Source organism: Desulfomicrobium orale DSM 12838 (assembly GCF_001553625.1).
In the GTDB taxonomy this organism is placed as follows: domain Bacteria; phylum Desulfobacterota; class Desulfovibrionia; order Desulfovibrionales; family Desulfomicrobiaceae; genus Desulfomicrobium; species Desulfomicrobium orale.
The window spans coordinates 927,726-951,511 of sequence record NZ_CP014230.1 but is presented as its reverse complement, the minus strand read 5'-3'; the positions used below and the strand labels follow the sequence as shown (position 1 = coordinate 951,511).

General features: G+C 61.0%; 24 protein-coding genes. 13 read left to right on the top strand and 11 right to left on the bottom strand.

Annotation, left to right across the window (positions count from 1 at the left end; translation table 11 throughout):
• Positions 1 to 4 precede the first annotated feature (4 nt).
• A complete protein-coding gene (locus tag AXF15_RS04265; protein ID WP_066603761.1) occupies positions 5 to 376 on the top strand; it encodes a PilZ domain-containing protein in 372 nt (123 codons plus the stop codon).
• Here AXF15_RS04265 and AXF15_RS04260 read toward each other — a convergent pair.
• Positions 336 to 821, bottom strand: a complete 486-nt coding sequence (locus AXF15_RS04260; RefSeq protein ID WP_066603758.1) for a methylated-DNA--[protein]-cysteine S-methyltransferase — start codon at positions 819 to 821, stop codon at positions 336 to 338. The two genes, AXF15_RS04265 and AXF15_RS04260, sit on opposite strands and share 41 nt — an antisense overlap.
• Positions 822 to 872: 51 nt before the next feature.
• A complete protein-coding gene (gene mnmL, locus AXF15_RS04255; RefSeq protein WP_236884827.1) occupies positions 873 to 1,931 on the bottom strand; it encodes a tRNA modification radical SAM protein MnmL/YtqA in 1,059 nt (352 codons plus the stop codon).
• 60 nt (positions 1,932 to 1,991) lie between these two features.
• Between mnmL and AXF15_RS04250 the strand changes: the two genes are divergently transcribed.
• The 12 genes from AXF15_RS04250 to AXF15_RS04195 all read left to right on the top strand — a co-directional run bounded on the left by AXF15_RS04250 (position 1,992) and on the right by AXF15_RS04195 (position 13,553).
• Positions 1,992 to 3,032, top strand: a complete 1,041-nt coding sequence (locus AXF15_RS04250) for a rod shape-determining protein (RefSeq protein ID WP_066603756.1) — start codon at positions 1,992 to 1,994, stop codon at positions 3,030 to 3,032.
• A gap of 3 nt (positions 3,033 to 3,035) precedes the next feature.
• Positions 3,036 to 4,019 (top strand): rod shape-determining protein MreC, encoded by a 984-nt coding sequence (gene mreC, locus AXF15_RS04245; RefSeq protein WP_066603755.1) that lies wholly within the window; start codon positions 3,036 to 3,038, stop codon positions 4,017 to 4,019.
• A 5-nt stretch (positions 4,020 to 4,024) separates the two neighbouring features.
• Positions 4,025 to 4,519 carry a hypothetical protein gene (locus tag AXF15_RS14510; protein WP_066603752.1) on the top strand — a complete coding sequence of 165 codons (495 nt, stop codon included), beginning with the start codon at positions 4,025 to 4,027 and terminating at the stop codon, positions 4,517 to 4,519.
• A complete protein-coding gene (gene mrdA, locus AXF15_RS04235) occupies positions 4,506 to 6,314 on the top strand; it encodes a penicillin-binding protein 2 (protein WP_066608660.1) in 1,809 nt (602 codons plus the stop codon). Before AXF15_RS14510 ends, mrdA begins: the two co-directional genes overlap by 14 nt.
• Entirely contained in the window at positions 6,311 to 7,420 is a 1,110-nt protein-coding gene (rodA, locus tag AXF15_RS04230) for a rod shape-determining protein RodA (RefSeq protein WP_066603748.1), read from the top strand. The genes mrdA and rodA overlap by 4 nt, the downstream gene beginning before the upstream one ends.
• Positions 7,421 to 7,689: 269 nt before the next feature.
• Positions 7,690 to 8,112 carry an ATP synthase F0 subunit B gene (locus AXF15_RS04225; protein ID WP_066603744.1) on the top strand — a complete coding sequence of 141 codons (423 nt, stop codon included), beginning with the start codon at positions 7,690 to 7,692 and terminating at the stop codon, positions 8,110 to 8,112.
• 50 nt (positions 8,113 to 8,162) lie between these two features.
• Positions 8,163 to 8,729 carry a F0F1 ATP synthase subunit B family protein gene (locus tag AXF15_RS04220; RefSeq protein ID WP_151192282.1) on the top strand — a complete coding sequence of 189 codons (567 nt, stop codon included), beginning with the start codon at positions 8,163 to 8,165 and terminating at the stop codon, positions 8,727 to 8,729.
• Entirely contained in the window at positions 8,726 to 9,280 is a 555-nt protein-coding gene (gene atpH / locus AXF15_RS04215; protein WP_066603740.1) for an ATP synthase F1 subunit delta, read from the top strand. The genes AXF15_RS04220 and atpH overlap by 4 nt, the downstream gene beginning before the upstream one ends.
• A 5-nt stretch (positions 9,281 to 9,285) precedes the next feature.
• On the top strand, positions 9,286 to 10,794 hold the full coding sequence (atpA, locus tag AXF15_RS04210; RefSeq protein ID WP_066603737.1) for a F0F1 ATP synthase subunit alpha: 1,509 nt from the start codon (positions 9,286 to 9,288) through the stop codon (positions 10,792 to 10,794).
• Between the two features lie 20 nt (positions 10,795 to 10,814).
• Positions 10,815 to 11,684: a F0F1 ATP synthase subunit gamma gene (locus AXF15_RS04205; RefSeq protein WP_066603734.1), complete on the top strand. Its 870-nt coding sequence runs from the start codon at positions 10,815 to 10,817 to the stop codon at positions 11,682 to 11,684.
• Positions 11,685 to 11,697: 13 nt separating this feature from the next.
• Positions 11,698 to 13,107 (top strand): F0F1 ATP synthase subunit beta, encoded by a 1,410-nt coding sequence (gene atpD, locus AXF15_RS04200; RefSeq protein ID WP_066603731.1) that lies wholly within the window; start codon positions 11,698 to 11,700, stop codon positions 13,105 to 13,107.
• Between the two features lie 20 nt (positions 13,108 to 13,127).
• A complete protein-coding gene (locus AXF15_RS04195; RefSeq protein ID WP_066603728.1) occupies positions 13,128 to 13,553 on the top strand; it encodes a F0F1 ATP synthase subunit epsilon in 426 nt (141 codons plus the stop codon).
• A gap of 99 nt (positions 13,554 to 13,652) precedes the next feature.
• On the opposite strand, the gene AXF15_RS04190 is transcribed toward AXF15_RS04195, so the two are convergent.
• From AXF15_RS04190 to AXF15_RS04150, 9 genes are all read right to left on the bottom strand, one after another.
• Positions 13,653 to 14,264: an NF038143 family protein gene (locus AXF15_RS04190; protein WP_151192281.1), complete on the bottom strand. Its 612-nt coding sequence runs from the start codon at positions 14,262 to 14,264 to the stop codon at positions 13,653 to 13,655.
• Positions 14,265 to 14,374: 110 nt separating this feature from the next.
• Positions 14,375 to 17,008, bottom strand: a complete 2,634-nt coding sequence (gene alaS / locus AXF15_RS04185) for an alanine--tRNA ligase (RefSeq protein ID WP_066603724.1) — start codon at positions 17,006 to 17,008, stop codon at positions 14,375 to 14,377.
• A gap of 89 nt (positions 17,009 to 17,097) precedes the next feature.
• Positions 17,098 to 18,159, bottom strand: a complete 1,062-nt coding sequence (gene recA, locus AXF15_RS04180) for a recombinase RecA (RefSeq protein ID WP_066603721.1) — start codon at positions 18,157 to 18,159, stop codon at positions 17,098 to 17,100.
• Positions 18,160 to 18,347: 188 nt separating this feature from the next.
• The gene (gene lpdA, locus AXF15_RS04175) at positions 18,348 to 19,766 is read right to left on the bottom strand and encodes a dihydrolipoyl dehydrogenase (RefSeq protein WP_066603717.1); all 1,419 of its coding nucleotides are present in this window, start codon (positions 19,764 to 19,766) and stop codon (positions 18,348 to 18,350) included.
• A 54-nt stretch (positions 19,767 to 19,820) separates the two neighbouring features.
• Positions 19,821 to 20,207: a glycine cleavage system protein GcvH gene (gcvH, locus tag AXF15_RS04170; protein ID WP_066603711.1), complete on the bottom strand. Its 387-nt coding sequence runs from the start codon at positions 20,205 to 20,207 to the stop codon at positions 19,821 to 19,823.
• 42 nt (positions 20,208 to 20,249) lie between these two features.
• Positions 20,250 to 21,068, bottom strand: a complete 819-nt coding sequence (locus AXF15_RS04165) for a thioredoxin domain-containing protein (protein WP_066603710.1) — start codon at positions 21,066 to 21,068, stop codon at positions 20,250 to 20,252.
• Positions 21,069 to 21,239: 171 nt separating this feature from the next.
• Complete coding sequence (locus tag AXF15_RS04160) at positions 21,240 to 21,836, bottom strand: superoxide dismutase (RefSeq protein ID WP_066603707.1); 597 nt, start codon at positions 21,834 to 21,836, stop codon at positions 21,240 to 21,242.
• Positions 21,837 to 21,982: 146 nt separating this feature from the next.
• Positions 21,983 to 23,128, bottom strand: a complete 1,146-nt coding sequence (locus AXF15_RS04155) for a THUMP domain-containing class I SAM-dependent RNA methyltransferase (RefSeq protein WP_066603704.1) — start codon at positions 23,126 to 23,128, stop codon at positions 21,983 to 21,985.
• Positions 23,129 to 23,162: 34 nt separating this feature from the next.
• The gene (locus AXF15_RS04150) at positions 23,163 to 23,786 is read right to left on the bottom strand and encodes a lysophospholipid acyltransferase family protein (RefSeq protein ID WP_066603702.1); all 624 of its coding nucleotides are present in this window, start codon (positions 23,784 to 23,786) and stop codon (positions 23,163 to 23,165) included.

Below are 23,786 nucleotides of genomic sequence, written 5' to 3'. Positions count from 1 at the left end.
CGATATGGGACAGGAGCGACGCAGAAGGACCCGGGTCAATCTCGAATTGCCGCTGACCATCATATTCGCGGGAGAAGCGGTGAGTGGACAGGTTCGGGATCTGAGTCTCAAGGGGCTCTCCTGCTCCACCGCCGACTGGCTCCTTCCGGGTTGGGAATGTGACGTCGAGATGGAGCTGAATGCCGATGTCCGCATCAGGATTCACGGCCGCATTGTACGCTCCGGAGAGGATGGAGCCATTGACTTTTTGAATATGGACGAGACCAGCTTCGGGCATCTGCGCAACCTGATCCGCCTGTATGCCGACGATGCCGATGCGGTGGACGACGAAATGCTCACTCCGGCTTTTGCTCCGGCCACGCCTTCTCCAAAGTGAGCAGGGTGCGCTTCAGTGCGGTGCCGGGGCCGAACCCGCCGATGCCGCCATCTCCGGCCAATACCCTGTGGCATGGACAGATCAGGGCCCATGGATTTCTGGCCATGACCGAACCCACGGCTCTGGCCGCCCTGGGCGACCCGCAGGCCGCCGCGAGCCGGCCGTAAGTCGTCCAGGAGCCGCGCGGGGTGTCCTGCCGCAGCCGCCGCAGTACATTCAGGGCAAAGGGCGTCAGACTGCGGGTATCCAGGGGAAGTTCCGGCCACATGTCCCGCGTGAGCCGGTCGTAACCGGCGACGAGCCGCTCCAGTTCACGGCCGTAGGCGGACTTGGGCGGCGTTGCGGGCAGTATGTCCGGGCTCAGTTCCGTCTGGACGAGCAGCCCGTCCCGCCAGAAGAAACTGACGGAAAACCACTGGTTGGCAAAGGTTTCGGTAAGGAGCATGGCGAGCCTTCCGGATGTGTTTTCCTGTTTTCGGGATAAAAGCGGCGCGGATCACCGTTTGGCGGGCCGGCCGGAAGCATGGCCTTCCTGACCCGGCGGCGGATTGAACCGGGCGTCCAGAGGGTATCCCAGGGCCTTGCCCTGCCAGGTATCCAGCGCTTCAAGACGGCGGCGGATATCTTCGAGGAACCCTCTTTTATCCCCGGCCCAGTCTGGAGCCACAAGCTCGTCTCCGTCAGGGTCGCCGTTCATGCGGTGAACCACGATGTCCGGACGCAGCAGCTCCAGGCCCCGCACGGCCCAGACTATGGAATCCTCCCGGCTGAGAAGGCGCAAGGTCCCCCGCCGCCATTCCTCCGCCAGAGAAGAGCCATGGCAGACGCAGAGATTGTGAATTTTGACTCCGGCCACGGGCAAGGCGCTGACAAAGGCCATGGTGGCCTCGAAATGTTCCAGGGATTCTCCGGGCAGGCCGGTGATGACATGGGCGCAGACCTTGAGACCCTTCGCTGCGGACCGGCGTGCCCAGACCGCGAAACAGGCGGCGTCGTGCCCCCGGTTGATGCGTTGCAGCGTGGCGTCACGAGCCGACTGAAGCCCGATGTCGAGCCAGATTTCCTCCAAGGGAGCGGCCCTAAGGATATCCAGCTTTTCCTCGTCCAGACAGTCGGGGCGGGTGCCGATGGCCAGACCGGCCATGTCGGGCAGGCAAGCCACCTCGGAGATCATGCTCCGCAGACGATCCGCCGGTCCGTAGGTGTTGGAGAAAGACTGGACATAGGCCATGAACAGCGCCTTCGGCATACGCCGCCGGTATTTCTCCCGACCTTCCAGGTATTGTCCGGTCAGGGATTTGCCCAGCTTGGCCTGATCCGTGCCGGAGCCGCGTTCATTGCAGAAGGCACAGCCGCGCGTGGACAGAGCGCCGTCCCGGTTGGGGCAGGTGCTTCCGGCGTCCAGAGAAATTTTCTGCACCCGCCGGCCGAAACGCTGCCGGAAATGGACGGACAGAGGGTAGTATCTGTTGACGGTCATGGCCGGAGGATGAGGTTGCCTGCACAAATTTGTTCTGGTACGCGAAACGCCCTGCCGGTCGTGTTTGCCGGACATGAAGCGCATCCCCGCCGCTTGCCGGGTGAACCCGTTTGAACATGATAAATGAGGAAATGTATGTCCAGAATTTTGGATAAGCTTTTGGGGATCTTCTCAAACGATCTGGCCATCGATCTGGGGACGGCCAATACCTGTGTCTATGTCAGGGGCCGGGGCATCGTGCTGCGTGAGCCCTCCGTGGTGGCCGTGAAGCGGGACAACCGGGGGAACAACAAGGTTCTGGCCGTGGGCAGCGAGGCCAAACGCATGCTGGGCCGCACGCCGGGCAATATCGTGGCCATCCGGCCCATGAAGGATGGCGTCATCGCCGATTTTGAAGTGACCGAGGCCATGCTCAGGCATTTCATCTCCAAGGTGCACAACAGCCGTCGGCTGGTCCGTCCCCGGATTGTCATCTGCGTGCCCACGGGCATCACTCAGGTGGAGAAGCGGGCGGTGCGCGAATCCGCCCAGAGCGCCGGCGCGCGCGAGATTTTTCTGATCGAGGAGCCGATGGCCGCGGCCATCGGCGCGGATTTGCCCATCACTGAGCCCACATCCAACATGGTGGTGGATATCGGCGGCGGCACCACCGAAGTGGCGGTCATTTCTCTGGCGGGCATCGTCTATTCCAAGTCCGTACGCATCGGCGGGGACAAGATGGACGACGCCATTCTGCAGTACGTCAAACGCAAGTACAACATGCTCATCGGCGAAAGCTCGGCCGAAGACATCAAGACCGCCATCGGCTCGGCCTATACTCTGGATTCGGAGCTGGTCATGGATGTCAAGGGCCGCGATCTGGTGTCCGGCATTCCCCAGAACATTACCATCACTTCCGAGGAAGTGCGCAAGGCCATTTCCGAACCTGTGGACTCCATCGTTCAGGCCGTACGCATCGCTCTGGAACAGACCCCGCCCGAACTGGCCGCGGACATCGTGGACCGGGGCATCGTTCTGACCGGCGGCGGCGGACTGCTGAAAGGGCTGGATCACCTGCTGCGCGAGGAAACGTCCCTGCCCATCACCGTTGTGGAAGATCCGCTGTCCACCGTGGCTCTGGGGTCGGGCAAGGTGCTGGACAATCTGGACGTGCTGCGCGAGGTGACCGTCGAGTAACATATGTTTCCCCGCTTCCGGCACCTCGTTCTTTTTTTCTTCCTGCCGCTCTTTCTCTATTTTTCCATATATACTTGGAACTGGAAAACGGGGTATCTGGACAGGCTGTCAACATTCATGGGGCTCGATCTCGCCGGGTGGATCCTGACTCCCGGACGTCTGGTGCAACACCATGTGACCGCTTTCTGGTCCAGGTACATATATCTGGTCGGCGTACGCCAGGAAAATGAAGACCTCTCCATCAGACTGCACGAGGTGGAACGCGACCTGACCCGCCTTTCGGAAAAGGCCAAGTCCGCCGACCGCATGGCCGCCCTGCTGCGGTTCTCTCCCGAGATTTCATGGGACATGCGTGGCTGCCGGGTCATCGGCCAGAAGCTCGGCCCCAACGCCATTCTGGAATCCATGCTGGTGGATGCAGGTTCCGTCCACGGCGTGCGGGCCAACGACCCGGTCATCTCGACCAAAGGCGCGGTGGGCCGCATCGTCCGGCCCGGGGCGCATTTTTCCTCCGTACTGCTGCTTTCGGACCCCACCAGCAGAATCCCCGTGCTCACCAGCGAGGGACGTGTGCCCGCAATCGTGCAGGGGCGGGGTTTTGGGGCATTTCTGGAAGTGAAGTTCATCCCGCGCAACGACGAGGTCTCTCCCGGCGAAATCCTGATCACATCGGGACAGGGAGGCGTTTTTCCCAAAGGCATTCCCGTGGCACGCGTGGTGGAAGTCACACCCGCCGACGTCTCCCTCTTTCAGAACGTGTACGCGGAGCCGCTGCTGGCCCTGCGCTACTACGAAGAACTGCTCATTCTGAGCCGCCGAAACGAGATACCGGACGAGGCTGGCAATACCACTACCGGAGATGAGAACGCCACGCAGGACTCGGGCAATGCTTCTGCCGCGAAGGAAAACTCCAACGGCACCTCTGCCGCGGATACTCAGGCGACGGACGGCTCCGGAGTCCGGCAGAAGGCGCGTAAAAAACGGTAGAGAACATGTTCCGTCGGCATGAGGGCAAAGGCGAGGGGATTTCCCCCGTACTATGGTGGATCGTGTATTTTGTCGTGGCCCTCTGGGCGCAGGAGTTGTCCGGCGGCTTTGACTTCCTCGCCCCCGGCCTTCTGGTTTGCCTGCAGATCGGGCAATGGTGGTCGCTCATCTGGATGACCTGGTTTGTCATATTCATGCAGGAAGGCATGGGCGATCTGGTATTTGGCTCTTCGCTCCTGTTCTATGCGGGCATGTATCTGGCCTTCCTGTTTTCGCGCTGGCTGCTCGAGCCCCGTAATCCATTCTTCATTCTCTTCTTTTCCCTGCTTCTTTCCGTGTGGCACTGGCTTGTACTGTCAGGGGCCGTGCAGTTTCAGGAAATCCCCGTACGCATGCCCGCCCCGTGGAACTGGATTCTGCGGCAGTGGCTTTTTTACGGAATTTTCTGGGGCGGTGCGTTCTGGGCATATCGGCGGTGGGTCCGGCGTGGGTACATTTGATCCGCCCGAGAGGCCGCCCATTTTTTCCGGGCCGCTTTTTCTGCTGATTCTGATCGCGGGGCTTTTCTGCGTCTTTGGAATCCGGCTGTGGTATCTGCAGGTTTACAAGACCGAATTCTACCAGAGCCGGGCGCAACAGAACAGAACCAGACAGAGCACCCTTTTTTCTCCGCGCGGCATCATTCACGACCGGGATGGAGTGCTTCTGGCTGAAAACGCTCCGGCATACGCACTGGCGCTGGTACGCGAGGAATGCCCGGATATTCCCGGCACTCTGGACCAGATCTGCAGATGGACGGGGATACCCCGGGAGGATTTGCAGAAGGCTTTCGAAATAGGCCGCAAGCGCGTCAAACATTTTGACGAGCAGGTCATCGTCCCCAACATTCCTTTTGATCTGGTGGCGGTGGTGGAGGCCCACCTCCAGGATTGGCCGGGACTGAGCATCGTCGTCCGGCCCAAAAGATACTACGCTCACGGGAAAACCCTGGCCCATCTGCTCGGCTATGTGGCCAGGGCCAACGAGGAAGAACTGGCCAACGATCCGGATCTGCAGCTGGGCGACGACGTGGGCAAACAGGGCATCGAGCTCGTGCTGGAACGCAGGTTGCGTGGCACCAAGGGGCTCGAGGAGTTCGAGGTGGACGCCTCGGGCCGGGTGCTGTCCTCGCGTATCGTCTCCCAGCCCGTCATGGGCGAGGATCTGACGCTGAGCGTTTCCCTGCGGCTGCAGGAGGCCGCTACCCGCGCACTGGAGGGGAAGGCTGGGGCCATTGTGGTCATGGACGCCGGAACGGGCCAGATTCTGGCGCAGGTCAGCCTGCCCACGTATGATCCCAACGAATTCGTGGTCGGCATCAGCCATTCCAAATGGAAAGAGCTGCTGGACGACCCGCTGCACCCTCTGCAGAACAGACCTATCCAGAGCGCCTATCCGCCGGGCTCCGTTTTCAAGCTGGTGGTGGGGGCTCTGGGCCTGGACAGCGGACTCATGACTCATCGGAGCACGGTTTTCTGCCCGGGGAAGTACACGCTGGGCAACCGGGACTTCCGCTGCTGGCGTTGGGGCGGGCATGGGATTACGGATTTTCGCAAATCTCTCGTGGAATCCTGCGACGTCTACTACTATCAGGTGGGAGAGCGGCTGGGCGTGAGTGCCATCGGCGATTACGCCATGCGTTGTGGCTTCGGGGAAAAGACGGGCGTGGAACTGCCCCATGAGCGTTCAGGAAACATCCCCACTCCGGAGTGGAAATTCAAACGCTTCGGCGAGCGCTGGCAGAAAGGCGAAACGCTGAATTTTTCCATCGGGCAGGGCCATACGCTGGCCACGCCGCTCCAGGTAGCCAAGTTCGTATCGGCCCTGGTCAACGGAGGCACGCTGTTGCGTCCGACGCTGCTGCTCGCGGACAAGCCGGATGTGGCCGGAACGCTGCCCATGAGCCCGGCCACACGGAAGCAGACTGTCGACGCCATGGTCGCCACGGTGGAAGACCCCAAAGGCACGGCCCGCATGCTTCGCCGTCCGGGCATCAGGGTGGGGGGCAAGACGGGTACCTCGCAGGTGGTGAAGCTGCTGGACAAGTACGCCAAGAAAAAGACCCGGGAAATCCCCTACAAATACCGGGATCACGCCTGGATGGCCGCGTTCGCGGAAAAGGACGACAAGCGTTACGCCATCGTGGCCATGATAGAACACGGCGGCCAGGGCGGAGCTGAAGCCGGCCCAGTGGTAGGGGCCGTGATCGACGCACTTTTTCCCCCGGAATTTCCGGAACCGGCGGAGGAATCATGATCGACCGGAGAGTTTTTTCCCATATCAACTGGGGATTGCTCGGGCTGGTAGTCCTTCTTTTCCTTATCGGCGCCGTCAACCTTTATTCCGCCAGTACACTGCGCGGTGCCGCCGGACTGGAGCTGGATTCCTACTTCAACAAGCAAATGCTGTGGGGCGGCGCGAGCTTCTGCGTCATGATGCTCTGCGTGACTGTCGATTACCGGCATTTCCGGGGAACAGCCTGGCCCCTTTTCATTCTTTCGCTGTTCCTGCTGCTGGGCGTGGCCGTGGCCGGCAAAACCATCTACGGCGCCAAACGCTGGCTGGATCTCGGTTTTTTCAACCTGCAACCCACGGAACTGGCCAAGATAGCTGTGCTCATTCTGGCTGCTCATCTACTGTCCAGAATGGAGATCCGGCTCGGGTGGATGAGCTTGGCCAAGGTGCTGCTGGTAGGACTGATTCCGGCGGCCCTGATCGTCAAACAGCCGGATCTGGGCTCGGCCCTCAGTATCCTGCTCATCCTGGGGGGCATGGTATTTTTCAAGGGCCTCCAGACCGGCGTATTCCGTATACTGCTCGTGCTCGCTCCCCTTTGCCTGCCATTTGGCTGGTTTTTTCTGCATGACTACCAGAAACAAAGAATCTTGACCTTTCTGGACCCGGGCAACGACCCTCTGGGCGCGGGCTACCATATCATTCAGTCCCAGATCGCCATCGGCTCCGGCGGATTCTGGGGTAAAGGGTTTCTGGAAGGCACCCAGAGTCAGCTCCGGTTTCTCCCGGAAAAGCACACGGACTTCGCTTTCGCCGTTTTCGGCGAGGAATGGGGATTTTCCGGCACCATGGTTCTTCTCATCCTGTTCTGCTCCTTCCTTTACCAGATTTATGTCGTGGCTCTGGAAGCCAAGGATGAATTTGGCAGTTGCCTCTGCGCGGGAGTGTTTTTCTATTTTTTCTGGCAAGTGCTGATCAATATGGGCATGGTTCTGGGCATCATGCCGGTGGTGGGCATCCCACTGCCTTTCATCAGTTACGGCGGCAGTGCTTCCGTGGTGAATTTCTGCATGATCGGCATTGTGCTCAACGTGGCCATGCGCCGCTTTGTGTTCAAAAAAAACTGAACCTTGCAGACTTGTGTATCACTTTCCCAGGATCCCGACTCCTGAACCCACGGCTATTGCATTCGATATGAACAAGTGTCTGCCTCCAATGATTCTGGCCAGAGTCAAGATGAGCCAGATATTCTCGTGAAATTTCGGACGACTTATTCTTTTTGAACCGACAGCCTTTTTATCCCATGAAAAAAGAAAAAGATTTTGACACGAAGCTGGCAATCGGGTAAAGGTGCACCGACTTTGGACAAAAATTCACATACTCGTCAGGGGGCAGCATGATCGAACTCAATTGGACGTTTTTTGTTCAGTTCGCGAACTTCGTGATTACTCTAATGGTCCTGAATCTTGTGCTGTACCGCCCCATCCGCGGGATCATCAAAAAGCGGGCGGAAGTCATGGACCAGAAGCTGCGCTCCATCGAAGACTTCACTGCCGAGGCCGAGATCAAACTGAAAAATTACCGGGCCGCCTTGGCCGAGGCCCGCACAGAAGCCCAGGGGATCCGCCATTCCCTGAAAGAGGAGGGCATGGCCACGGAGAGTTCTGTGCTGAGCGCCGCCGGAACCGAAGCTGCCGAGAAGATCGCTGCGGCCAGGAAGGACATTGAGCATCAGAAACAGGCTGCTCTCAAGTCTCTGCGCGGGACAGTGACTACATACGCGAAGGAAGTCGCCGAAAAAGTGCTGAACAGGGCGTGATGAATGGTTTCGGGTGTGGTGCAAGCTGTATCCATAAGGAGGGCGGAATTTTGAAAAAGTTCAGGACTGCCGGATTGCTGACGGTGACGCTGGTTTTCTGTGCGGTGATGGCGTTTGCCAGCGAAGATGCGTCCAGCGGCAGCAAGCTGCCGGATTTGCTCTATCGCGTTATCACCTTCGCCATTGTCGCCTTTCTGGTGTACAAGTTCGCGGGCAAACGCATTGTCGCCCTGTTCACCGGCCGCAGCAGACAGATCGAGGTGGAGCTTGCCGATCTGGATGAACGCCGGACGGAAGCCCAGGATCGTCTGCGGGAAGTGGAAGAGAGCATCGCCGATCTGGAAGCCGAACGCTCCCGGATTCTCGCCGAGGCTACCGCGCAGGGCGAGGCCAGGCGGCGGGCCATCATCGATAAGGCTGAGGCCCAGGCTCTTCAGATCAAGGCGCAGGCCGAAATCGCCGCTGCTCAGGAGGCGAAGCAGGCCATCGACGCCATCCGGGCCGAACTGGCGGAGAAAATCACTTCCGCCGCCGAGGAGCTGGTGAAGAAGCAGCTCAAGAAGAAGGATCACGAGGAGTTGGTCAACGAATATCTTAAAAAGGTGGTGCTCAATTGACAGGGAACATCGTAGCAAGACGGTATGCCAAGGCGCTGTTCGCCGTCGCGCAGGAGCAGTCCGGCAAGGACGCGCCGGCGCAATACGGCGAGGACCTGTCCAGGCTGGCTGATCTTCTGGAGAATGCCCCGGATCTTATGAAAATCTTCCGCAACCCTGTTTTCACTGTGGAAGAAAAGAGAGGGGTTATCCTTAAAGTGTTGGAGAAAGCGGCCCTAAGCCCCATGATCCGCAACTTCTGCCTGCTCTTGGCGGACAAGGACCGCTTGGCCTTCCTGCCGGAAATCAGTGCTGCGTACGGAGCGCTGCTGGATGTCGAGCAGGGCGTACTGCGCGGCAAACTGGTCACGGCGGTGAAGCTTTCCGAAGCCGTGCAGAAAAGCGTCGTCGACAAACTGGCAAAGGAATCGGGACGCAAGATCGTCCTCGACTATGAGGTGGATCAGGACATCATCGGCGGACTCATGCTCAAGATCGGAGACAGGGTTCTCGACGCCAGCATTCGGGCTCAACTGCAAATTTTGAAGGAAAATATCAAAAGAGGTGAGTAGCGGCTATGCAGATCAAAGCAGAAGAAATCAGCCAGATCATCGAAGGCCAGATCAAGAATTACGAGAAAAAGGTCGAGATGAGCGAAACTGGCGTGGTCCTGTCGGTGGGTGACGGCATTGCCCGGGTCTATGGCTGTGACAATGCCATGGCCATGGAACTCCTCGAATTTCCGGGCGGCGTCATGGGCATGGTCCTGAACCTGGAAGAAGACTCGGTGGGCGTGGCTCTTCTCGGTGAAACCGAGCACATCAAGGAAGGAGATGTGGTCAAGCGCACGGGCCGGATTTTCCAGGTACCCGTGGGCGACGCGGTTATGGGCCGGGTCATCGACCCCCTCGGCAACCCTATCGACGGCCTTGGACCGATCCAGACGGACACCTACCGGAACGTCGAGATCAAGGCTCCCGGCATCATTGCCCGTAAATCCGTGCACGAGCCCATGTACACGGGACTCAAGGCCGTTGACGCCATGACGCCCATCGGGCGCGGTCAGCGCGAGCTGATCATCGGCGACCGCCAGGTCGGTAAGACGGCCGTGGGCGTCGACGCCATTCTGGCCCAGAAAAACAGCGACATCCATTGCTTCTATGTGGCCATCGGCCAGAAACGCTCCACAGTGGCCCAGGTGGTCGAAGCCCTGCGCCAGAACGGCGCTCTGGAATACACCACGGTCATTTCCGCCACCGCGTCCGAGCCGGCCCCGCTGCAATTCATCGCCGCCTACTGCGGCTGCACCATGGCCGAATTTTACCGCGACAACGGCAAACACGCTCTCATCATCTACGACGACCTTTCCAAGCAGGCCGTGGCCTACCGCCAGATGTCCCTGCTGCTGCGCCGTCCTCCGGGACGTGAGGCCTTCCCCGGCGACGTTTTCTATCTGCACTCCCGCCTGCTGGAGCGCGCCTGCAAACTGAATGACGACCTCGGCGCGGGCTCCCTGACGGCTCTGCCCATCATCGAAACCCAGGCTGGCGACGTGTCGGCGTACATTCCCACGAACGTCATCTCCATTACCGACGGGCAGGTCTACCTTGAACCCAACCTGTTCATGGCCGGCATCCGCCCCGCCATCAACGTCGGCCTGTCCGTTTCCCGCGTCGGCGGCGCGGCCCAGATCAAGGCCATGAAGAAGGTGGCCGGAACCCTGCGCCTGGACTTGGCGCAGTACCGCGAACTGGCGGCTTTTGCCCAGTTCGGCTCCGATCTGGACAAGGCCACCAAGACCAAGCTGACCCGCGGCGAACGACTGGTGGAGCTGCTCAAGCAGCCGCAGTACCAGCCCATGCCGGTGGAAGAGCAGGTGGCCGTGCTGTACGCGGGCACGCGCGGATACCTTGATGACGTGGCCGTGGCAGACGCCATCCGGTTCGGCAGCGAGCTGGTCGACTTCATGCGCAACCAGAAGTCCAATGTGCTGGCTGAAATCGTCCAGACCAAAGACCTGGGCGCGGAGACCGAAAAGAAACTGGCTGCCGCGATTGAGGAATTCAAGACCGGCTTTAAGGCCTAGAGTCGCCGAAGGAGTCGTCAATGCCATCACTCAGGGACATTCAGAACAAAATCGTCGGCGTAAAGAAGACCAAGCAGATCACCAAGGCGATGAACATGGTCGCCTCGGCCAAGCTGCGCGGCGCCCAGAGCCGGATCGAACGCTTCCGTCCCTATGCTGACAAGTTCCACGACATTCTTGTCGATCTGGCCTCCCGCTCCGATGCCAGCGCGCATCCGCTGCTCGAAAAGCGCGAGGTCATCCAGAATGTGGGTATCATTCTGGTCACTTCGGACAAGGGTCTGTGCGGCAGCTTCAACGCGAACCTGTGCGGCGCGGCCTACAGGCTGGCCAGGCAGAAGGAAGCGGAAGGCAAGACGGTCAAGTTCATCTGCATCGGGAGAAAAGGCTGGGACTTCATCCGCAAGACAACGTTCGAAATCGTGGCGCAGTACACCGAACACATGTCCAGCTTCGATTTTCAGCTGGCCGGGGACGCGGGCGATCTCGTCATTGACGGTTATCTGACCACGCAATTCGACGAGGTGCACATCGTCTACGGGAAGTTCGTGAACATCGCCAGACAGGAAGCGGCCACCGTGCAGATTCTTCCTGCGGAAACGCCGGAGGAGCCTGTGGCCGGGGCATCCAGCGAGTACGTGTTCGAGCCGTCGGTGGAGGGCCTGCTGGCGGAACTTCTGCCGCGCTACGTGAAAGTGCAGATGTATCGCGGCCTGCTCGACACGTCGGCCAGCGAGCATGCGGCGCGGATGTCGGCCATGGATAATGCGACCAAGAACTGCGATGAAATGGTCTGCAGTCTGACGCTGATCTACAACAAAGCCAGACAGGCCAGCATCACCACCCAGTTAATGGATATCGTCGGCGGTGCCGAAGCACTGAAAGGATAAGGGGGCATAACGCATGAGTGCTGTGAATACCGGAAAAATAGTGCAGGTCATCGGACCTGTTGTCGATCTGGAGTTTGCCGAGGGGAAACTCCCCAGTATCTTGAATGCCATTCTCATCACTAATCCAACCATTGACGACACCAAAGACAATCTGGTCGTCGAGGTGGCCCAGCATCTGGGCAACGGCGTGGTGCGCTGCATCGCCATGGACAACACCGACGGCTTGGTCCGCGGGCAGGAAGGCAAGGACACGGGCCAACCCATTCAGGTGCCCGTAGGCAAGGCCTCTCTGGGCCGCATCCTGAACGTCGTGGGCCGTCCGGTGGATGAAAAGGGTCCCATCGTCTCCGACAAGACCTACTCCATCCACCGCCCTGCCCCCGGATTCACCGAGCAGTCCACCAAGATCGAGGTGCTGGAAACGGGAGTCAAGGTCATCGACCTGCTGGTTCCTTTTCCCAAGGGCGGCAAGATGGGCATGTTCGGTGGCGCGGGCGTGGGCAAGACCGTTATCCTCATGGAGATGATCAACAACATCGCCAAAAACCACGGCGGCATCTCCGTATTCGCGGGCGTGGGCGAGCGGACCCGCGAGGGCAACGACCTGTACCATGAAATGATCGAGGCTGGCGTTCTGGACAAAGCCTGCCTGGTTTACGGCCAGATGAACGAGCCTCCGGGAGCCCGTTCCCGTGTGGCCCTGACCGCCTTGGCTGCGGCCGAGTACTTCCGTGACGAGGAAAACCAGGACGTGCTGCTGTTCGTGGACAACATCTTCCGCTTCACCCAGGCCGGCTCCGAAGTTTCGGCTCTTCTGGGCCGCATGCCTTCGGCCGTGGGTTATCAGCCCACCCTGGGCACGGACCTCGGCGAGCTTCAGGAACGCATCACCTCCACCAACAAGGGCTCCATCACGTCGGTGCAGGCTGTTTACGTCCCCGCCGACGACCTGACTGACCCTGCTCCGGCCACGACCTTCTCGCATCTGGACGGTACCATCGTGCTTTCCCGCCAGATCGCGGAGCTCGGCATCTACCCCGCCGTGGACCCGCTGGACTCCACATCCCGCATTCTGGACCCCAACGTCATCGGCATGGACCACTACACCACGGCCCGCGCCGTGCAGAGAATCCTGCAGAAATACAAGGATCTGCAGGACATCATCGCCATTTTGGGCATGGACGAACTGTCCGACGAGGACAAGCTGACCGTATCCAGAGCCAGAAAAATCCAGCGTTTCCTGTCCCAGCCGTTCTTCGTGGCGGCGCAGTTCACGGGCAAGGAAGGCCGCTATGTCAAACTTGAGGACACCATCAAGGGCTTCAAGGAAATCATCGAGGGCAAGCATGACTCCGTGCCGGAATCCTGCTTCTACATGGTCGGCGGTCTGGACGAGGCTCTGGAAAACGCCAAGAAACAGTAAGCTGTCCGTGGGGTATCGATATGGCCAACACACTTACGCTTGAAATCGTGACGCCGGACAAGATGGTGCTCAGGGAAGAGGTCGAATATGTCGGCGCTCCGGGCATCAACGGCGAGTTCGGCGTTCTGCCCAATCATATCCCGTTTCTCTCCGCCCTCGGTATCGGGGGGCTGTATTACAAGGTCAACGGCAAGAAGTATTATGTGTTTGTTGCCGGAGGTTTTGCCGAGATTACCCCGACAAAGGTGTCGGTGCTCGCCGAGGTCGCCGAGAGGGCCGAGGACATTGATCTTGAACGCGCCCGCCGCGCCCAGGAGAGAGCCGAGCAGAGAATCAGGCAGCAGCAGGAGAAGGTGGAATACGCCGCGACACAGGCGGCCCTGTCCAGAGCCATTCACCGTATGAGATGCCGCCAGTATGCTTCAGGCGAAGGCTCGCTGCACTGATTGAGTGCATCATCTTGGAAAAATGAAACAAAAACGGGCCCTCAACGGGGTCCGTTTTTGTTTGTACGGTCGCAAACTCTTTTGAAAAATGGCGGCAGCCTAGGGAAATACTCTGTCCGCTTCCTTGCGCCGCAGATTCGTGACGCAGGTATGCATTTTTTCGATGACATACAGCAGATCGTCGCGCTCGCCCTGCATCTTGGGCAGTAAAGCCAGATTATAAGCGTTTTCCGCCTTGTTCAGACTGTTGCAGAAGAGCAGATAATTCGTCCTGCTGCCGTATCCATGACGAATCATGGCGGCCAGATCCTCACCCCGGGCCTGAAAGAGAAGGTCGTAATGTTCCGTCAGAAGGCGCATCCACCGCTCGAACGGCTCTCTGGCCTCTTCAGGAATCGGGCCGACGGCATTGATCAGCTTCTCTCCGCGTGCGTCGTCTTCCTCTTTGCTGAACTCCAGACATGCTTCCAGAGCGCAGTGGCGCATTTTCAGGTAGTTTTCCACGAAACTGGCGAGCCCGCTTTTGTACTGCCCCATTTTCTGGGCGAAAAAAACAAAAAACACAGGGACAAAGATCATCCACAGAGGAGGTTTGGGCTTCTCCAATACTCCGAGGGCCACTTCATGGGCCATCTTTCTTTCGTGGTCGAGAATGTCCTGCTTTTTGGCTGTGATGGAAAGAGTCGTCATGAGCGTGAAACGTAGTGACATGGGGATATGCGGTCAAGGCGAGACCCGAAGAGAAAAGTAAAGCCCCCACCAACGGCGAGGGCTTTAGTCTGATCACATCCGGGGCTGGAAACGGCTCTACAGCTCTTCCATCATCCCAGCAATACTTCCAGCCTAGCCAAGGCCGCCTGGATACCCTTGGGCCTGTTTCCTCCGGCCTGAGCCAGGTCGGGCCGCCCACCACCGCCTCCGCCGATTTCTTCGGAAATATTCCTCATGAGCGCCGGAGCGGTGCAGCGCTTGTGCAAATCCTTGCTCACGGACAACACCAGCAGGGCCTTCCCGTCCACCTCGGCCGCCAGGGCGATAACGCCGCTGGGCATTTTGGAACGCAGGTCGTCCATGAGCCGCCGCAACGCGTCCATATCCGGGGCATCCACCTGCCGGGCCAGAAGGTTCACTCCGCCAATCTGCTTTACCTCGGCCATCAGATTCTTTCCGCTTTCGGACATGGCTCTGTCCTGCAACGCCTGCACGTTCCGGCTCAGCGTCTTGTTCTGCTCCTGCATGGAGGCGATCTTCGCTGCCAGATCTCCCGGAGCGGCCTTGAGCATATGCCCGGCTTCACGCACTTCGTCGCGCAGCCCCTGCCAGTAGCGCAGAGCTTCCCAGCCCGTCAGAGCCTCGATGCGGCGCACGCCCGCGGCAATACCCGCTTCAGACAGAATACAGAAAGTTCCGGCCTGGCCCGTGGCCGACAGATGCGTGCCCCCGCACAGCTCGACGGATTCACCAGCCATTTCCACCACCCGCACATCGGCCTCATATTTTTCGCCGAACAGAGCCATGGCCTGTTTTTCGCCCACAGCCCGGTCGTAGGGCATGATTTCGGTGGTGATAGGCGTATCGGCCAGAATGGCGCGATTCACCTCGTTTTCAATCTGGCGCAGTTCTTCGGCGGACAGGGGCGCGATGTGCGTGAAATCAAAACGCAGCCTGGACGGCGTGACCAGCGAACCGGCCTGCTTGACGTGCTCGCCCAGCACCCGGCGCAGGGCCGCGTGCAGCAGGTGAGTGGCCGAATGGTTGCGGGCCGTGTCCATGCGTTCGCCCTCTTCCACAGACAGTTCCACTTCCTGGTCAGCCAGCAGACAGCCTTCGCTCATCTCAACCTTGTGCACGCTCAGGGACGGAGCAGGCTTCAAGGTATCCAGCACGCGGGCGGTTCCAGTGGGCGAAACGACCCGCCCCCGATCCCCCGCCTGACCGCCGGATTCGCCGTAAAAGGGCGTTCTCAGGGTGACCATGAATCCGTCACCTTCCAGCCGGTCCACAGGCTCTCCGCCGGAACCCAGCAGAGCCACGACACGGCTGGATGCATTCAGACAGTCGTAGCCCACAAACTCCGACTCCAGGCCGCCGCCCAGCAGGGCCGCGAACCGCCCGGCCAGGCCCTTGTCGCCGGAGCCCGCCCAGGCTTCCTTGGATTTCTTCTTCTGTACCGCCATATGCTCCAGAAAACCTGGTTCATCCACGGAAAAGCCCTGTTTTTCGGCCACATCGTTCACGATATCCAGCGGAAAGCCATACGTGTCGTAAAGCCTGAACGCCGTTTCCCCGCTGATAGCCGTCTTTCCCGCTGTCTTCAGGGCGGCCATTTCCTCTTCGAGAATGCGCAGGCCCTTGTCCAAGGTCTCCCCGAAGCGCTCTTCCTCCTGTCGCACCACACGGATCATGAAGTCCCGGCTGGCGGCCAGTTCCGGGAAGGTCTCGCCCATTTCCCGCACCACCTGGGCGGCGGTCTCGTACAGGAAGGGCTCGGTAAAGCCCAGCAGTTTGCCGAAACGGCAGGCCCGGCGGATCAGGCGGCGCAGCACATAGCCCCGCCCTTCGTTGGAAGGAAGCATGCCGTCGGCCAGCAGAAAGGCAATGGCCCGGCTGTGGTCGGCGATGACCCGCAGGGCCGTGTCCGTGTCCGCATCCCGGCCGTAAGCGACACCCGCTTTCCGGGCCATGGCCTGAATCAAACCCTGAAACAGGTCTGTATCGAAGTTGGAACGCTTGCCCTGACAGATGGCGGTGATCCGCTCCAGGCCCATGCCCGTGTCGATGCTGGGCTTGGGCAATGGCTCCATGCGTCCGTCCTCGAAGCGGTTGAACTGCATGAAAACCAGGTTCCAGATTTCCAGAAAGCGGTCGCAGTCACATTTGCCGATGCCGCATTCCGGCCCGCAGGCCATGTCCGCGCCCTGATCCACGTAAATCTCGGAACAGGGGCCGCAGGGGCCGGTGTCGCCCATGGCCCAGAAATTGTCCTTCTCGTCCAGACGGTAGATGCGTTCCGCCGGGACTCCGGCCACCTGCCGCCACAAGGCCTCGGCCTCGTCGTCCTCCCGGAACACGGAGATGGACAGTTTATCCTTGTCCAGACCGAGCTCGCCGGTGACGAAGTTCCAGGCCAGACGGATGGCTTCTTCCTTGAAGTAGTCGCCGAAAGAAAAATTACCGAGCATCTCGAAGAAGGTGTGATGCCGGGCCGTGCGCCCCACATTTTCCAGGTCGTTGTGCTTGCCGCCCACGCGCAGGCATTTCTGCGAAGTGGTCGCACGGGTATAGTCCCGCTTTTCCTGACCCTGAAAAATTTTCTTGAACTGCACCATGCCTGCGTTGGTGAAGAGCAGGGTGGGGTCGTCCTGGGGCACCAGAGAGGAACTGGGCTGCACGCTGTGTCCGTGAGCCCGGAAGTATTCCAGAAAACGTTTGCGAATTTCACCAGCGCTGATCACATTGCACCTCGTCAGGGTTGCTCATGGAAGGGATGCCGACAGCGTGGCATCCGCGGCAAGGAGGCCGTCTACCCGGAACGGCCCGGAGATCAATCCTGCGGAAGCTTTTCGTCCTCGGCCGCTTCCTGTTCCGGAGCGGGCATGCCCAGCTGTTCCAGCAGGGCGCGCTCGATCTGCATGCGCAATTCGTCGTTGTCCTGCAGAAAGGCCCGCACATTTTCCTTGCCCTGGCCCAGACGCTCGGAGCCGAAGGCGTACCACGCGCCGCTCTTGTCCACCACGCCGTGCTCCACGCCCAGATCGAGCAGTTCGCCCACGCGGGAGATGCCCGTGCCGAACAGCACGTCGTACTCGGCCTCGCGAAAGGGCGGGGCCATCTTATTCTTGACCACCTTGGCCCGGACCCGGTTGCCGTAGGACTCTTCCTTGTCCTTCAGAGTCTGGATGCGGCGCAGATCCAGCCGCACGGAAGCGTAGAACTTGAGGGCGTTGCCGCCGGTGGTGGTTTCGGGGCTGCCGTATCCGGTCATGCCGATCTTCATGCGCAACTGGTTGATGAAGATGATGGCCGTGCGCGATTTGTGGATGGTACCCGTCAGCTTGCGCATGGCGTGGGACATGAGCCGGGCCTGGGAGCCCACCTGGGTTTCGCCCATGTTGCCGTCCAGTTCGGCCTGCGGGATGAGGGCCGCCACAGAGTCCACCACGACCACGTCCACGGCGCCGGAGCGGACCAGCATATCCGCGATTTCCAGGGCCTGTTCGCCGTAGTCGGGCTGGGAGATGAGCAGGTCTTCGGTTCTGACTCCGAGCCTGCGGGCGTAGTTCACATCAAGAGCGTGTTCGGCGTCGATAAAGGCGGCTACCCCGCCCTGCTTCTGGGCCTCGGCGATGATGTGCAGGGCCTGGGTGGTTTTGCCCGAAGATTCCGGGCCGAAAATTTCCGTGACCCGACCACGCGGAATGCCGCCCACACCAAGAGCCAGATCCAGGCCGATGGATCCCGTGGGAATGACCTGCACCACCTGATGGGACGAGTCGGACAGGCGCATGACCGAGCCCTGGCCATAGCGGCGCTCGATGGTGGCCAGCGCGGTTTCCAGAGCCTCGCGGCGGGCGTCTGCGGGAGGGGCGGTTTTGGGTCGGGCCATGAAGTGCTCCATGCGGTATTTCAGGTTGCGAATGAATGTCCGCCCCTAACAAATACGACGCTGGAAGACAATTGAAGACCGGCCCGGCCATTCCGCCGTCGGGAATATGGCCGGGCTGTCGGAGCATGCGGAAAAGGACGGAAAAACGCCCCGGCGTGTCCGGTTTCCGGGCCGAGGCGGGTGCTGGCCTAGTCCTCGAAAAGATGGACCGTCTCGAAAATGCCTTCAGCCAGAGTGGGATGAGCGTGAATGGTCCCGGCCAGATCCTTTGCCGTGGCTTTAAGCTTCAGGGCCAGGGTCGGCTCGGCAATGATGTCGGAAACATGAGCCCCGGCCAGATGCGCCCCAAGCAGCCTGCCCGTGTCCGCGTCCGTCACCAGCTTGAACAGCCCGGCCAGTTCGCCCATGGCCTGGGCCTTGCCCAACTCGCGGAACTGGCTCTGGGAGCAGGCCACATTCAGGCCCTTTTCCCTGGCCTGGGCCTCGGTCAGGCCCACGGTAGCCACCTCCGGCGTGGTGAAGACCGCGGCCGGCACGGCGGAATAATCCATTTCTTCCGCACCGCCCAGACAGTTCCGGGCTGCGACCATTCCCTCCATGGCGGCCACGTGCGCGAGCATGATCCGCTCCGGTCCCAGCACGTCGCCGATGGCGTAGATGCCGGGCGCGGAAGTCTCCATCCTCCGGTTCACTCTGATCCATCCGCGCCGGTCCGTTTCCACTCCGGCCAGGGACAGCCCCAAAGCCTCGGTGTTGGGCGCACGCCCCACGGCCACCAAGACCATGTCGGCCTCCATCACGCTTTCCGGGCGCGCCGGAACGGCCGCCTCTTCGACAAAGGGAGACGGCCCCAGTGTGACGCGCAGAGCCGGGCCGGAGGCGTCCACCCCCCGGACCATGCGGGCCAGTTCGCAGCCGATGCGGCGCTTCTTCATTTCGCGCTGAATCAGCTTGCTCAGGTCCGCGTCAATGGATGGAACAGGCAGAATGCGGTCCAGCCCTTCCACAACGGTGACCGCGGAGCCCAGAGCCTGAAAAATGAAGGCCAGCTCGCAGCCGATGACTCCGCCGCCCGCCACCACCAACCGGCCGGGCACGGCCGCAAGTTCCAAGGCGTCGTCGCTGTTGATGATGCGCTTATGATCCACGGGCAGATCCGGCAGGTCGAGGCACCGGGAGCCGGTGGCGATGACGACCCTGTCGCCCTCGATCTCCCGGATCGTGCCGTCCCGGCCGTGCATCCGGACCAGTCCGGCGTGAACCACTTCTCCGCGCCCCTGCAGAAGATTGACCTTGAGCCGGGCGCAGGTTTTTTCCAGCCCGCCCCGCAGGATACCCACGACCTTGTCTTTGCGCGCGAGAATGGCCGGCATGTCGGGCCTGACGCCGTCGCCGCCGGAAATGCCGAACTCGGCCAGACGCCGGGCGGTTTCCAGCGCATCGGCCGAGGCCTTGATAGTCTTGGTCGGGATGCACCCCCTGTTCAGGCAGGTGCCGCCCAGGGAACCAGCCTCCACCAGAGTGACCTGCGCTCCGGCCCTGGCTGCAGCAAAAGCGGCCGTGTAACCGCCGGGGCCTCCGCCGATGACGGTGATGCGCTGGGACATGAATCGCTCCTTATAGCGGCCCGCAGCCGCGCTCAGACATCTTTTCGGCCGAGCCTAGCCTTCGACCAGAGCCCTGTACTCGGCGCCGTTCAGGGTTGCCTCGGCCTCGTCGTCAGCGGCGATACGCGCCAGCCAGCCCGCGCCGTAAGGGTCGGAATTGAGCAGTTCCGGCGTATCGGCCAGAGCGCCGTTCACTTCCACGATGGTGCCGGAAAGGGGCATGCACGCCGGGGACACGACCTTGGCCGACTCGATCTCCGCACAGGACTCACCCTGGCCGAAATGTGCGCCGGTTTCGGGCAGATCGATGAAGATGACATCACCCAGCTGGTTCTGGGCGTAATCGGTGACGCCTATGAGCCAGGTGCCGTCTCCGGCCTGCATGGCCCAGAGATGCTCCGCATGGTAGCGGCGATCCTCGGGGTAGGTCAGTGCGGACATGGTGCCTCCTGATGGCTGCAAAGCAATGGCCGAAAACGGCCTCTAGCGTGCATCCGGCTTGCGGATTTCGGCCTTGACCAGCGACATCCTGATTTTGGACCGGTACGGCAGCAAAGCCTGATCCTCCAGTGCTTCCAGTCCTTCGACCGGCTGCGCCTCGATGAATACAGGCAGCATGCGGTCACCGCAGGCGTCGAGGACCATTTTCGCGGCCTCGCCGGCCTCCGCGGGAGCAAGGCGCGTGAGCGTCCCCTCTTCGCCGGGCCAGGCGGTCACAAGCATGCGGATCATGTGCTCTGCATGGCCTTTGACCAGAGTGATGCTCTGTTCCAGATCCTGCATGTCCAGCCCGCCCCCGGCAACAGCCGGATACAGACGGGCCGGAGCAACGATGTCCAGAATCACGCGGCGGACCGCCCCCGTGTCCAGCACCTGCCGCAACAGCCCGGCGCGGCGGCCGTCCGAGCGCAGTTCCACATTCAGGCCGCCCCCGGCCAGAAGGCGGACCAGAGTAATGAAATTTTCCTCCTGGCCCTCGGGGCAGGCGGAAACGCACAGGCCGGAAATCCAGCCGTGCAGCAGGCCGCTGCGTTTCGCGCATCCTTCCAGGGCCTGCCCGGCCAGCAGATAGGCCAGAATTTCTCCTGTGCCCTGCCGGATGACCGCCCCGTCATCGAAAATGGGGAACTCCACTCCTTCGGGATTGCGGTAAATGGACGCGCGGCGGGCGCGGTAAAAGGCGTTGAAAGTATCCTTGTCCGCCTTGAAGTCGTAAGCCGTGTACTCCTGACCGCGTTCGGCCAGAAAATCCTTGACGATCTTGCAGCGCAGGCAATCCGGCGCGGTGTACAGTGTGATCATGGTCATCTCTTTGGAAACAGGGGAAGACCCTCGCGGAAGAATTCATGAAATCCCGCCGGGAAGCGGGTCCGTGGAGTTCCGGCCGCCGTGAACGGAGGCCCGGAGCTTTTCAAAAAAGGGCCTTTGCCGCCGCAGGCGCGGCAAAGACCCTCTGAGGGAGAGACGATGCGGTTACTTTTTCAGCTGCTGATTCACGAATTCCCAGTTGACCAGCTTTTCCAGGAAATCCTGCAGGTAATCGGGCCGCCTGTTCTGGTAGTCCAGATAGTAGGCATGTTCCCAGACGTCAGCCGTAAGCAGGGCCTTGGCGCCGTGAGCCATGGGCGTGTCGGCGTTGGGGGTCTTCATGATTTCGAGCTTGCCGTTCTTTTCCACCAGCCAGGCCCAGCCGCTGCCGAACTGGGTCACTCCGGCCTCCTTGAAGGCCTTGGCGAAGTTCTCGTAGCTGCCGAAAGTCTGGACGATGCTCTCGGCTATATCACCGTTGGGGGCTCCGCCGCCGCCCGGCTTCATACACTGCCAGTAGAAGGAATGGTTCCAGACCTGGGCCGCGTTGTTGAAAATGCCGACCCGCGTGGCGTCTCCGGCAGTGGTGGTGATGATCTCGCGCAGGGTTTTGCCGTCCAGATCGGTTCCGGCGATGAGTTTGTTGGTGTTGTCGATATATGCCTGATGATGTTTGCCGTAATGGAAGTCGAAGGTTTTGGCACTGATGTAAGGACTTAACGCATCTTTGGCGTAGGGAAGATCCGGAAGCATGAAGATCATAGAACCTCCTCGTGGTAAATGGGACGATGGTAATGGCGGTCCGGCGGACTCAGGGTCGCGGACCCGGCTGAGCCGGACATTGTGCGATAACGTGATGCAATCCCGGCGATCTGTCAAGGACATCCGCCGACGAAGCCAGGAAGTCGTCAGTACAGGGTGAACCTGGCCAGCCGTCCGTCCAGGCCGCCGTTCTTGAGGGGCTTTTTCCATTCCGGGCGCAGGCCGATATGCTTGAGCAGGGTCCGGTCGCCGAAATAGATGCACGCCGTGGCTCCGGTACAGTGACGTTTGAGATGGTCCCCCAGCCGCTTGTACCACGCCCCCATGTCGTCGTTTCCACCCAGACGGATACCGTAGGGCGGATTGGCGACAATGGCCGCGCCCGCCAGATCCCGGCGGTCGAAGAAATCCCCGCGCTCCACACTCACGCCGCGGCCTCCGGGCAGCCGGGCCAGATTCTCCCGCGCGGCCTGCACGGCTTCCGGATCCCGGTCGCCGCCGCGGATCAGGGCGGCCGCACGAGCCAAGCGCTCCGCCTCGGGCGAAGTCCGGGCGCACATGGCGGCCCATGATCCAGGCTGAAACTCCGGCAGGCGCATGAACCCGAAACGGGTCCGCAGCACCGCAGCGGGAATGCCTCCGGCGGCCATGAGCGCCTCGCACAACAGGGTCCCCGATCCGCACAGAGGATCCACGAGAGGACATGCGCCGTCCCATCCGCTCAGGCGGATGATGGCCGCGGCCAGAGTTTCCTGCATGGGGGCGTCCACACTCCGCACCCGGTAGCCGCGCCGGTGCAGGGAGCCGCCGGAAGCGTCCACGCTGATGGTCGCCCGGTCCCGCCGGATGTGCAGATGCAGCCACAGGTCCGGCTCACGCGGCTCCACGCCGGGACGGCGGCCGGTCTGATCCCGGAACCAGTCCGCCACGGCGTCTTTCAGCTTCAGGGCCGCGTACCGGGAATGTCCGATGCGGCTTTCCGAGACATTGGCTGTGATGGCGAAGGTCTGGTCCGGATTCAGAAAGTCCGTCCAGCGGATGTCTCTTCCGGCGCCGTAAAGGGCCCTGTCCGTGGGGCAGGGAAAATAAATCAGGGGAGCGAGAATCCGCGTCGCCAGCCGGGAGCGGTGCACAATCCGGCACAGGGTTTCGAAATCGGCCCGGAAACGCACGAAGCGGAATCCGGGAACGGAATTTTCAGCGCCGAGTTCCGTCAGCTCGGCCGCGAGGAGTTCTTCCAGCCCGTCCCCGGCCTGGGCGGTGTAGATGCTGTCCCGCTGGTATGCGTACATGATGTTCTCTGTTTCCGGATGTTTCCGGTGCGGTTCAAGACCGGCACGCGCTCCCGGCTCCCGCCGCGCGGATATGCTCCTCGAGGCGGGCCGTCAGGAGCTTTCGGCCCTGCTGTCCGGCATGAAGGAAATCCTTTCCGAAGACAGGAGGAAGCACCTCGGTCCTGATGGTGAACGGAACCGGCAGCCGCCCTCCCTTGGGCAGCGTTTTTTCGATGCCGTGCAGGCAAACGGGATAAACCGGCAGTTCCGGAAAATCGAGAGCCAGTTTGCCGATGCCTCTCTTGAAGGGCCGCATCACGCCGGGCTCGCCCCGCGTGCCTTCGGGAAAAAGGATGACGGAAAAGCCCTGCCGCAGAGCCTCCTCCACGGGCTCAAGGGATGTTCTGGCACTCCGGCGGTCGAGCAGGATGAGATTGAAGGCCATGCGGCCGAAAAATCCGCCGATCCCATGATCGAAGTAATCCCGCGCCGCGACCACCTTGACCGAATTGACGCGGCGCAGCGGAAAAAGACGGCAGAGCGCCAGCGTGTCGAGATGGGTGTTATGGTTGGCGGCCACTATGCACTGCGCGTCCTCCAGGGGCCGGGCCGGAGTGAAGCCGAAGGCCAGGGTGAGAAAAACCCTGCTCGCGGCGTGGAGCAGCACGCGGAGCAT

Bases quoted from the DNA above. Each gene is read 5' to 3' on its own strand.
- AXF15_RS04265 (WP_066603761.1), top strand. From the start codon at position 5: ATGGGACAGGAGCGACGCAGAAGGACCCGGGTCAATCTCGAATTGCCG.
- AXF15_RS04260 (WP_066603758.1), bottom strand. From the start codon at position 821: ATGCTCCTTACCGAAACCTTTGCCAACCAGTGGTTTTCCGTCAGTTTC.
- mnmL (WP_236884827.1), bottom strand. From the start codon at position 1,931: ATGTCCGGCAAACACGACCGGCAGGGCGTTTCGCGTACCAGAACAAAT.
- AXF15_RS04250 (WP_066603756.1), top strand. From the start codon at position 1,992: ATGTCCAGAATTTTGGATAAGCTTTTGGGGATCTTCTCAAACGATCTG.
- mreC (WP_066603755.1), top strand. From the start codon at position 3,036: ATGTTTCCCCGCTTCCGGCACCTCGTTCTTTTTTTCTTCCTGCCGCTC.
- AXF15_RS14510 (WP_066603752.1), top strand. From the start codon at position 4,025: ATGTTCCGTCGGCATGAGGGCAAAGGCGAGGGGATTTCCCCCGTACTA.
- rodA (WP_066603748.1), top strand. From the start codon at position 6,311: ATGATCGACCGGAGAGTTTTTTCCCATATCAACTGGGGATTGCTCGGG.
- AXF15_RS04225 (WP_066603744.1), top strand. From the start codon at position 7,690: ATGATCGAACTCAATTGGACGTTTTTTGTTCAGTTCGCGAACTTCGTG.
- atpA (WP_066603737.1), top strand. From the start codon at position 9,286: ATGCAGATCAAAGCAGAAGAAATCAGCCAGATCATCGAAGGCCAGATC.
- AXF15_RS04205 (WP_066603734.1), top strand. From the start codon at position 10,815: ATGCCATCACTCAGGGACATTCAGAACAAAATCGTCGGCGTAAAGAAG.
- atpD (WP_066603731.1), top strand. From the start codon at position 11,698: ATGAGTGCTGTGAATACCGGAAAAATAGTGCAGGTCATCGGACCTGTT.
- AXF15_RS04195 (WP_066603728.1), top strand. From the start codon at position 13,128: ATGGCCAACACACTTACGCTTGAAATCGTGACGCCGGACAAGATGGTG.
- AXF15_RS04190 (WP_151192281.1), bottom strand. From the start codon at position 14,264: ATGTCACTACGTTTCACGCTCATGACGACTCTTTCCATCACAGCCAAA.
- recA (WP_066603721.1), bottom strand. From the start codon at position 18,159: ATGGCCCGACCCAAAACCGCCCCTCCCGCAGACGCCCGCCGCGAGGCT.
- lpdA (WP_066603717.1), bottom strand. From the start codon at position 19,766: ATGTCCCAGCGCATCACCGTCATCGGCGGAGGCCCCGGCGGTTACACG.
- gcvH (WP_066603711.1), bottom strand. From the start codon at position 20,207: ATGTCCGCACTGACCTACCCCGAGGATCGCCGCTACCATGCGGAGCAT.
- AXF15_RS04165 (WP_066603710.1), bottom strand. From the start codon at position 21,068: ATGATCACACTGTACACCGCGCCGGATTGCCTGCGCTGCAAGATCGTC.
- AXF15_RS04160 (WP_066603707.1), bottom strand. From the start codon at position 21,836: ATGATCTTCATGCTTCCGGATCTTCCCTACGCCAAAGATGCGTTAAGT.
- AXF15_RS04155 (WP_066603704.1), bottom strand. From the start codon at position 23,128: ATGTACGCATACCAGCGGGACAGCATCTACACCGCCCAGGCCGGGGAC.
- AXF15_RS04150 (WP_066603702.1), bottom strand. From the start codon at position 23,786: ATGCTCCGCGTGCTGCTCCACGCCGCGAGCAGGGTTTTTCTCACCCTG.